The organism is Terriglobales bacterium (assembly GCA_035487355.1).
GTDB lineage: Bacteria > Acidobacteriota > Terriglobia > Terriglobales > Acidobacteriaceae > QIAW01.
On sequence record DATHMF010000022.1, the window covers coordinates 115,137 to 126,212 of the forward strand.

5 protein-coding genes and 1 tRNA gene are annotated in these 11,076 nt (G+C 54.6%); all 6 read left to right on the top strand.

The genetic code is table 11. From position 1 onward, the window contains the following. Positions 1–353: 353 nt before the first annotated feature. The 6 genes from VK738_04660 (at position 354) to VK738_04685 (ending at position 10,858) form a co-directional block, all read left to right on the top strand. Entirely contained in the window at positions 354–4,166 is a 3,813-nt protein-coding gene (locus tag VK738_04660; protein HTD21921.1) for a carboxypeptidase-like regulatory domain-containing protein, read from the top strand. Positions 4,167–5,104: 938 nt separating this feature from the next. Then, positions 5,105–6,484, top strand: a complete 1,380-nt coding sequence (locus VK738_04665) for a sigma-54 dependent transcriptional regulator (GenBank protein ID HTD21922.1) — start codon at positions 5,105–5,107, stop codon at positions 6,482–6,484. A gap of 110 nt (positions 6,485–6,594) precedes the next feature. After that, entirely contained in the window at positions 6,595–9,306 is a 2,712-nt protein-coding gene (locus VK738_04670) for a HEAT repeat domain-containing protein (protein HTD21923.1), read from the top strand. 171 nt (positions 9,307–9,477) lie between these two features. Beyond that, entirely contained in the window at positions 9,478–9,987 is a 510-nt protein-coding gene (locus VK738_04675; protein ID HTD21924.1) for a carbonic anhydrase, read from the top strand. A 113-nt stretch (positions 9,988–10,100) separates the two neighbouring features. Further along, positions 10,101–10,175, top strand: a tRNA-Ile gene (locus tag VK738_04680). A 389-nt stretch (positions 10,176–10,564) separates the two neighbouring features. Beyond that, the gene (locus VK738_04685) at positions 10,565–10,858 is read left to right on the top strand and encodes a hypothetical protein (protein HTD21925.1); all 294 of its coding nucleotides are present in this window, start codon (positions 10,565–10,567) and stop codon (positions 10,856–10,858) included. Positions 10,859–11,076: the final 218 nt, after the last annotated feature.

Genomic DNA, 11,076 nt, shown 5'->3' on the forward strand with positions numbered 1-11,076 from the left:
CCAGCAATCAGATGTAAAGCTCGTCAATCAGACAGACATAAATACACATCACCAACAAGGGTGACTGTAATCACTCCCGCTTCAAGGCGAGCAAATAACCAAATAGAGCAGACCAAACCACGTTTCATCTAATGAAATACCAAGTTTTTGAGTTGAACTCCCTGTCATCGTGTTATATCGTTCATACGTTGAAAACGCTTTCATTGCAAAAAGCGATTTGTGCGGGTTCGCAGGTTCAAAGGAAAACTTCTCAGGGCCAATAAACTGAAGAAGTCCCATTCGTGGCCTTTGGATCCCCAGACCGCCAATGAAAACTTGGCACTGCTTCTACAAAATTGTTTAGGGGGAAAATCATGCAAAGGCATTTTGCTCGTATCGCGGCCGCCATTCTGGCGGCTTGCTTTCTAACCATTGGAATGACGTTCGCTCAGACAGCCACAAGCGAAGTCAATGGAACAGTGACAGATCAATCTGCATCGGTGGTTTCGGGAGCGACTGTAAAACTCATTAATCAGGGCACGAAATTACAGGATCAAACTTCAACAAATTCCACCGGCTACTTTGTGTTCGTCAACGTCCGGCCGGGGACATACGTTCTGAAGGTGGAGGCCAAGGGCTACAAAACGGCCGCAGTTGCGCCCTTTGAAGTGCAGGTCAACACCACAATTTCGCAACCGCTCAAGCTTGCCATAGGCCAGATTACCGAAACCGTAGAGGTGCAGGCTGCCGCCCCCCTCATCGAAGCATCCACGACCGAATTGGGAACCGTAATCGACGAGAGAACTGTGCAGGAGCTGCCGCTGAACGGCAGAAACTTCACCCAGTTGCTGACCCTGACGCCGGGTGTCACCCCGGTTTCCACCGCCCAGAACAAGAGCGTGGGCTGCTGCGAAGGCAATGTCGGCTTGCCCGGGTCAGGATTCTCCGATGCCTCGTTCCATGGTCAGCAGAACCGCTCCAAGCTCTATTACTATGACGGGATTATTAACACCAATGTGCGTGGGCCGACCTACGTTGTCATTCCCAATGCCGATCTGATCCAGGAATTCAAGATCGTCGGCCACGACGCTAAATCGGAGTACGGTGGCGCCGCCGGCGGCATCGTCAATGTGGTCTCCAAGGCCGGCAGTGAAGGTCTTCATGTTACGGCCTTCGAGTTTTTACGCAATGACTACTTCGACGCACGCGATAGCTTCGTAGACGCCAAATGCTCGCCCGGCAGGTGTCAACCGGGCCAACTCTTTCCCAAGGCCCCGGCCCCATTCCGCCAAAACCAGTTTGGCGCCGTTGTCACCGGACCGATTATCAAACACAAAACCTTTTTTGCCGTGGGGTACGATGGCTGGCGCTATAGCAAAGCCGATGGCGCCACCTCACGCGTGCCCACATTGGCAGAAATCAACGGTGATTTCACTCAACCCGGTCCTGATGGCAAGCTCCCAACCTTCTATCACAATATCTTTAACCCCTACTCTACGCGGGCAACAGGCGTGGCGCCCAACGTAACCTTCGTGCGCGACCAGTTCCGTTGTGATGCCGCAGGCAATCCTTTGCCGCTCGTCGCCGGGCAAATGTACCAGTTCACGCCCGGCGGTGCTCCGCCCGCGGGCAGCGTAGCTTGCAACAAGATTCCGCAGGCGCTGATCTTTGGGCCCATGCAGCAGTTTTTCAAAACGTATGCGGCCACGCCGAATTTCTCCGATCCCAAGAATCCAACCGTCAACTTTATTCGCAACCGCCCGGGACGGAACCAATCCGATGCCTTCTCGGTCCGTATTGACCACCGCTTCCGCGATGCCGATAACGTTTTCTTCCGCTACACCGAGCAGCGGAATTCGATATTTACTCCTATTGGTGAGTTGGGCTCCACACAGGGCGGCTCGCAGGGCCGCAACTATGGCGGCGACTGGGTGCATGCCTTTAACCCCCATGTCATCCTCGATGTCCGTGGCGGCGTTGCCGACCGGCCCGGGGTTGACGCCAGCCAGCAGAACGATGACCCTGCAGGTGTTTCTGGCCTGTCGCAGCTTGGCTTCTTGAATACAGACAAGTACCACGGCATACTGGTCAACGTTGGCAACTTAACCAACGGCGGCAGCGGCAGCTTTGGAATTCGAGGCTCCGCCCCCCGCAAGAACCCTGATTGGAGCATTGCCCCCAGCCTCACTTGGCTGAAGGGCAACCACAACATCAAGACCGGCTTCATGTACATTGACACCCGCCGCATCCAGCTCAATACCTTCCAGACCTATACTTTCGCTCCTGGGCCGACATCCCAACTCAGCGTTTCCAACACGGGAATAGACATGGCCACGGCGCTCCTGGGCCTCTCCACCAGCTCTACATCACAGCTTCCTGTGCCTCATGGCGGCGAGGTGAAGTTCAAGTTCGCGGGTTGGGGCGCCTTCATCCAGGATGAGTGGAAGATGAGATCCAACGTAACCGTGACCGCCGGTCTGCGCTATGACTACACCACCCGCGTACAGACGCTCGATCACCGGCTGTGGAGCTTCTATGACCTGACCGGTCAGCACTACCTGGTTGGCTCCAGTCAACTTCCCACATGCAGTGCTGCCGGCCAGGCGCCTTGCATCCCCGATGCCTTCCTGAGCGATCCCCATGCCAACAGCCTCGTCTTCATGGGCAGGAGCGACTTTGCTCCGCCGCCCATCAAAGACAACTGGGGGCCCCGGCTCGGTATTGCATGGTCGGCTACGCCTAAAACAGTGGTGCGTGGCGGCATTGGCGTCTACTGGGATTCCATGACCGCCCGCAGCCAATGGGCGCAGAACACCCTGGAAGCCAATCTCTGGCCTGATGCTGGCCCGTTCAACGCAAGCGCTGACGGTTGCACCAACGGCAACGCTACCACCCCTCCTACCTGCGCCTTTGGCCCCGCCATCTATCAGGGATTGGGTGGGCCTGCAATGACCATCATTCAGCAGCAGGCTCTGGGTTTTGCCAACCCGCTGCCTCCCTACACCGGCGTAACCGGCAACCCCTGGAACCAGGGTGGAAACCAGAACGATCCTAATTATAAGGATGGCTACGCCACCGAGTGGAACTTGGAAGTGCAACGCGAGTTGACCTCCAAGATGATGGTCTCGGCTGCCTACGTCGGTAGCCACAGCGGCCGGTTGGTCTACAGCGGGAACGCCAACTCTGCCAACGTTCCTTCTATGCCCTGTGCCAACGGCGCACCTGGCAACCTTTGCCGTCTCGCCATAGATCAATTCAGGCCCATGCCCTGGGTGACCTCCTCCGCCACCTATGCTCGCAGCATTGGCTATGCCAACTACAATGCTTTGGAAGCTCGATTCCAGAACAGGCTCTCCCATGGCCTCAGCTCTCTGGTGTCCTACACCTGGAGCAAATCCTTGGATACCAGCAGCGGCTACTTCGGCAGCGCCGAAAATGGGCTGGGTGGAGGCAATGGAACCATCCAGAACTTCTTCGATCGCAAGAGCGCCTACGGAATATCGTCGTATGACATCACGCATTTCCTTTCGTGGTCAGCCATCTACGAGCTTCCCTTCGGCAGGGGAAAGACGTGGTTGCAGAGCGGTCCTCTCTCCTGGATATTGGGAGACTGGCAGACGAGTTATGTTCTTCAGGCCCGCTCCGGCCAGCCCTTTAACATCGGCGTCAGCGGTGACTTCGCTGCCCTCGGTGGAAACTTCGGGGCTCCGGGTAGCTACCTCCGTCCCAACCTCGTTCCCGGCGCTGATCCCTTCAAGGCAGGGCCGGTGCCGGCCAATCCCGACCCGGGATGTGCAACCACGATCTCCCAGGGCGGAAAGGCCCCCGATCGGGTCCAGGCGATCGCTAACTGGTTCAACCCTTGCGCTTTCGTGACTCCCATCGGATCGTTTGGGACAGTTGGGCGCAATGCCTTCCGCGGACCGCACGTGGTCAACATGGACTTCGGCTTGAGCAAGAACATTCACTTGACCGAGCGTACGACGCTGCAGTTCCGCGCTGAAGCCTTCAACGTATTCAACATCCAAAATTGGGATTCTCCACAAGGCGGAAACAACACCCTTGTGATCAACACCAACGGTGTGAATTCACCCCTGTTAGTCAACTCCGGGGCAGGGGTGATCACGCAATTGGCGCAAGGCACCACCGCCAGAGAGTTGCAGTTTGGATTGAAGGTCACATTCTAATAACCCGGCCGCAAGCTGCCTGGTTACAATCAGGCGCCTAAGCTATAACAAAGTCGTCAAGCCACATCGGCTTGACGGCTTTGTTCTTGGGGTGAGCAGCGAGCCGTCTAGAATGGCGGGCAGGCTTTCTGCAATCGTTGAATATCAAATCGTAAATCGTAATTCTTAAATCGAAAATGTTAATGTGGTCCCATTGTGGTATCAAACTCTTAGTTCCTGAGGAAAAATGGAGTACCATCGTTTTCGGAAGTGTATCGCGCATCCAGAATGCGGAGGGGCGAGGGCGAAGCGGTTTACCGCGTAGCCTTTTAGATACAGGGTGAGCGCGAAGCGAGCGCCGGATAGCGCGAGCGCAGCGCGAGGGCGAAGCGGTTTTACCGCGTAGCCCTTAGATAAAAAGCTCTTTGAAAATTCGCAAAGGCAGTAACTCAGAACCGATCCGCGGATGATATCTATCTAGTAAACACCGCAGACTATCTCAGCAAGTGCCCGCCGCAAAAGCGACTTTGCCCAGTAAATATGCGGTGATCACGGGCTGTTCAGGTGGTTCCAACCACTTGCAGCAAGTGGGAGGTGGGCGCCGACTTTTTGGGCCGGAAAGCCATGCGCTGAAAATTACTAAAAGGTAAATGGCTGAGGCTGGCAGGGGACCCCATAAAAACCGGTCTGTGTAATCTAAGCTTAGCGTAACGGCGGAGCGGTTTACAGCCAAGCCTGTAGATAAAAGCCGGTTATTAGGATGATAATGATGATTAGAATTGGAAGATAACTTGTAGGCACTACTTCCAGAGGGCCGTATGTCGTTGAATTGTAGTGACTTATCAAGCCTTGGACTACTCCAAGTAATGGGGGGTGTGGGAGTAATACTTGGCGGGTACGGACCGGGAACATGTTTTTTGGGCGCGATTATTAAGTCGCGGTAATAGAGTGATTGCAAGATGAAAGCTAGACTGCTGATTATTGATGACGACCCCAACACGCTGGCCTCGCTGGCTCGCGCATTCCGGCTGGCAGGGCACGAGGCTGCGGTCTGTGACAGCGCCACGCGCGCTCTGGAAGTGCTCCGGACCGAAGAATTCGATCTGATTTTTTCTGATGTGGTCATGCCCGGCAAAGATGGCCTGGCTTTTCTGGAAGAGTTCAAAGCCCTGGGTATGAGCACGCCCGTGGTAATGATGTCCGGGCAGGCCCACATCGCCATGGCCGTGCGCGCTACCCGGCTGGGCGCCATTGATTTTCTGGAAAAACCAATCTCTTCAGATAAGCTCCTGCTCACCGTAGAAAATGCTTTGCGCCTCAAGCGCCTGGAAGAAGAAAACCGTCAGCTCCGGCAGAAACTCGGCAAGCACGAAATGATATTCACCAGCGAGCCTATGAAGCGGATCCTGGCGCAAATTGAGCGCGTGGCTCCTACCGAAACCAGGGTTTGCATCTTGGGCGAGAGTGGCACCGGCAAAGAGTTGGTTGCGCGCACACTGCATGCGCGTAGCCAGCGCAAAGCAGGTCCATTGATTACGTTGAATTGTGCCGCAGTTCCAGTTGAGCTGGTAGAGAGCGAATTATTTGGACATGAAAAAGGAGCATTCACCGGGGCCGCTTCGCGCCACGTAGGCAAATTTGAGCAAGCGCAGGGCGGCACACTGTTCCTGGATGAAATCGGCGACATGCCCGCAGCCATGCAGGCAAAATTACTGCGCGTGCTGGAAGAAGGTGAAATTGAGCGCGTGGGTGGCGGAGCGCCGGTTAAAGTGGATGTCCGTGTAGTTGTGGCCACACACCGCAATCTGGAAAATCTGGTGCGCGAGGGAAAATTCCGGCAGGATTTGTATCATCGCATCTTCGTTTTTCCAGTGATACTGCCGCCTCTACGCGAGCGGCGGGAAGATGTTCCCTTGCTGGTTGAGCACTTCAGCCGTCAACTGGCGGAGCAAAACGGATGGAAACCGGTAAGTTTTTCTCCAGAGGCCATTCGCGAACTGCAACTTTACAATTGGCCGGGCAATATCCGCGAATTGCGTAATGCGGTGGAACGCATCTTGCTCTTTGCCGCATCTGATGATATTGATGCTGCAGCGATTCATACGGCCGTGCCGCAAGCTACGTCGTCAGGGGAGGCTTCTAACACGTCTGCTGCCGGGGGGCTTGCCCAGCGAGTCGAAGCCTATGAGCGCGACCAGGTGCTGGCGGAGTTGAAACGGCAGCAATTTCATATCACCAACACCGCCCGTGCCTTGGGATTGGAACGCAGTCATTTTTATAAGAAATGCCAGCAACTGGGTATTGACTTGGAGGCCGCAAAGAAGGGGAGTGAAAATTAAGGCTTTTTAAGAAGCCATAAAGTACTTGAAAAACAGGCTGAATTGTTTCATTATGCAGTCCTCCCCATACTCCCGTTACCCTCGCACTTATGGTGGTAGATAAAAATAGGTTGAAGATTGAAGGCCTCAAGTTTGGCCGGGTGTTGCAGTCCGTTTTCCGGCTGGCCTCCATGTTCACCGTTGACCACCGTGCAGTAGATAGTGCCGTACGCCAAAGTTACGAATCCCTCAATGCGTTAGTGAAACAGGTCCAGCAATTCACCTTTGGATTCATTGATCATCGCGTATTACTCAACAACGTGCTTACTCCTGACCGCACCCTGCGGAACCTGGAAAGCGAATTCTCCAAACGAGGGATAGGCGCCGTGACCTTTCCTGCCGGGATCACACTGGGAGGATTCCGCAGATGCTTGGGCGTGATTTGCGACACTCCTGAAAACATTGAATCCAACGGTGGTATCAGGCGTTATTACGAGCGCAACAGAGTCGAAGGCGTACGCGTAATTGCCGGCGTTAAGGGAGCCAGCAGCATGGAAGAAACCGTGCTGGAGGGCGACCCGGAGTCATTGCTCGCGGCGCAACGTCTGGCCATGGAGTCACAGCCTACCCTTGGACTCGATCTGCTGATGGAAGCAGTAGGAATGGGAGGCGGTGGTGAAGAAGGAGGGCACGGGGGCATCGGAGGTGCGATGTCTCTTGGAGGCATAGCTGGCTCAAGCCAAGTTCCAGCGGGGGAAGCTCAACATAACAGCGGTGTGGGAATAGGTCTTGGTGCCGGAGCAGGAGGGGGTGCCGGCACTGGAGCAGGAGGAGGTACAGGCGCCGAACCGGGAGCAGCCGGCAGTTTCGCCGAGTCCGTTTTAGGGACCAGTGGAGGCGGTCCTGGGGGCACAGCGTTTTCTGGAGGTTCCGGAGCAGCAGGAACTGGAGCGTCTGGTCTCGCTGGGGCATCTGGTTCAGAAGGTCCTGAGCCCTTTCCAGGAATTAAGTCAATTGGCTCCAATGCCGACTTCATTGCTGCGGAGGTAGGAAGCGGCGGACCCGGATTGGGAACAGGTAATTCAGAGAGCACAGCCATTGCAGGTAAAGATGGGGGGACAGGCGCCGCCTCAGGGTCGGGACGTGCAGCTCCTGGGCTGGGATTCTCTCGCGTGGCTTCTTCGGCTATTGCCAGCGATCCAAATCAGGTTTTGGACATCGCGCAAAAAGCGCTTATTCGTTCTTTCTCCAACCCATCCGCCGATCCTGCACAAGCTCTGACAGCGCTTGCACACATGCTGGAAGAATTTAATCCAGAAGTTTTATTGCCCGCTCTCTCCTCGGAAAAACGCGCCGCACTCAAAGGCAAACCAGCCCGCGAGATCGCCGCCGACTTCATGGAAGACGTCGCCGCGCAATGGGCCACGAATCGCCTCTCTACAATAGCGCAGCAGGAAGATACTGCCATAGCCGAGGCAGAGGTTGTCCGCGTGCTGCAACGAAGCCTGGACGCCACTTTAACAGTGGAGCGCATGTTGCAGAAGCTCTCCCGGTTGTTTGAAAAAGCCGATCTGCCACCCGAATTCTACGGTCGAATTCAACAAGACCTGCGTTGGATTGAGTTCTCTGACGAAGAAAAATTCAAACAGCTCATGGGCTTGCATCGTTATTCGGCGGCCGAATTCAAACGCTTGGCCACACATGTAAAAAACACCGTCCGCCGCGGAGAACTGACAGAGGCCACAGACCTGGTGGAACATTATTTCGCCATTCTCGACTTGAGCCCGCATGAGTTGCAGGTCGTGGAGTTGGCGCGAGCGCCGGAACTGCTGCAAAGCATCGCACGCATGCAGACTAAGGATTTTATGCAAAAGGTGGCAGATCGCCTGACCGGCCCGCTCTTTGACGAGGCATTCCGCGGCTGGTACCACACGCATATAGCCAACTGCCTGGCGACTGCAGCACACTGCATGGCGCCCTACGAAGATTTTGATGGAATCTTTCAAATTGCGCAGAACCTGGAGAAATCCCGTCTTCGTAGTCCACAGTTGCATAAAGACTGCTGCGGAGAGGCTCTGGGCAACCTGCTGGGGCCACGTAGTATCGAGCGGCTCGTGGAATTGTATTCATTGCGGCGGTATGGACAACGCATGGTTGTCTCCATTCTGAGATTGATGGGCCGGCTCGGCGCAGAAAAAATCTTTCAGCGGCTGGAAGAAGAAAAGGTTGCATCGAACCGGCTGGCGCTCATCCGCCTGATCGGCCAGATGGGTCTTGTGGCCCACGATGTAGCACGCAGCAAGCTGCGTGACGAGCGCTGGTATGTAGTGCGCAATGCCTGCCTCGTGCTGACAGAAACCCATGATCCTGAAATCATTCAGGACATGCGTGAAACCCTGCGGCATAACGACGAGCGTGTGCAAGAAGCCGCCTTTCTGGTGATTGTCAAAAGCAAAGCTCTCGGCCGCGCCGCAGCCCTGGCCGACGCACTACCCCAACTCAAGCCCCATGTGCTGGAAGAAGTGCTGAAGGAACTTCGTTTTATGAAGTCTCCGGAAAGCGTCCCAGGATTAGAGGTGTTTATCACCCTGCAGGAAGAGAGGCTTCGCGAAAAAGAGGACGCCATGCATGTTTTGGCTGCCGTGCCTGAAGATGGTTCCGCCGATGCGCTGGCCCGTATCTTGAAAAACGAGAAAATCCCTGCCTCCATTCGGCGGATCGCCATCAAAACGCTGAGCAAAAGCAACCTGCCGGTGGCATACCAGGCGCTCGCCGAGGTTGCTAGTCGAGTCCCACGTGACCCTATGGCGCGCGAATCACAAGCTGCGCTGGAGATCGAATAAGCGCAGGTAGAACGAAACCGTCGCGTATGAATCTTCAATAATCGGCCTTACCATTGGATCTAACAAGAAATGCAACGTTAAGCAAACAAAGAACAACCACAATACGTGAAAACCCTCAAGACCTGCTGGAGTTCCAGATTTAAAATTGAATTTTGTTAGACTGTGTTGGCCATGAGCGTAATTGATGACGTCCTGGAAGCTAATGAAATCTACTCTCGCACCCACGACTTGCGTAAGTTGACCCCTCGCCCAGAACGCAAGCTGGCAGTTCTCACTTGCATGGATACGCGGCTTTCGATTCGTACCTTGGGATTGAAGACCGGAGATGCACATATTATCCGCAATGCCGGTGGAATCGTCACAGACGACAGCTTACGATCGCTGATAGTGTCGCACTACCTGCTTGGTACAGAAGAAATTATGGTCATCAACCATACCGATTGCGGGTTGATGCATACGACCGAACAGGATTTGCGTACAAGAATCCAGAATCGCACCGGGACCGCAGCCGTTGCCCCTGCCTTTTTCTACGCATTCCAAAACATCGAAGAAAATGTACGACATCAATTGCAAAAACTGCGCACACATCCCTGGATTCCCAAAGAGGTTGCAGTACGTGGATTTGTCTATGATGTGAGCAGTGGTCGACTGCGCGAAATCATGGGCAATTGCAACGCTTGATCGAAAGTTTCGAGTAATACAGCACATATCTTGCTACGCGCCCCAACTTGCAGCAAAAACCACTCGCTCCCGCTACAATGTTCGTAACCCTTGTGTGCGTAAAACGTAATTGAGGGCCTGTAGCTCAGCGGTAGAGCAGGGGACTCATAATCCCTTGGTCGCAGGTTCGAATCCTGCCGGGCCCACCAAAAGAACACGAACTGGTCACTGCAACAAGGAGTTGTGCAGTGACAATAGAGCACCACAAGCTGCAGGCAAAAGGCTGCAAGCAACGAAATATTGACATTGTGAACAAGGGAAGTTCATCCCTTAGTTCATACAAGACCCCCACTGAAAAAGAATTCACAGGGCCATATAGTATCTGCAGGTGGTTTGGGCAGGTCGATATCTCCCAATTGCTACTTGATTACAGACCGGGACCATCACCAGACGGTTGTCACAATTCATCACCTAATACTTACTCCCTAGGATCATCAGCCAACTATCCAGGATTGTCATCCGTCCACTGCCTGGATTCGTTGACGGTCAGCTACATTCCGCTCTGCTGCAAAAACAAAGAGCAGTCAGGAGGTGGCATATGAACGCGCGCATCTATACGGGCACCGTTATCTCAGAGCTGATGGCCCTGATTGAAAAGCGCATCTGCAGCGTTCCCGATTGCGACCACCTGGGCCAACCTTGCGCCGAGTGCAAGGTACATGTCTGCAAACTCCACAGCGAGAAATGCACAGATTGCGGTGAAATCCACTGTGAAGAGTGTACGGCGTTTCATGGCATGTATTGCGAAAAAGCAAAGGGAGAGGCAGCCGGCGAAGGCAGCGACCCGGTGCATGACCATCGCCGCGATGCGGTGCGCGAGGTACAGCGATGACATGCAAGAGAAACATTTCCGACCGCTTGGCGCAGGCCGTCTTTTACGCGCTGGTAGTGATTGTAGCCGCGTTGTTCTGGCTGGAAGCAAGTAAGTGACTGAACTTGAAAGCCTGAAAAAAGAGGGTGATTTCAAGATGAAGCGAGGGCGCATTTGGATACGCAAGTGATTCTGTTCGTGGCGTTCACCATTGCCCGATGGAAAGTGTTCCTCGAGGG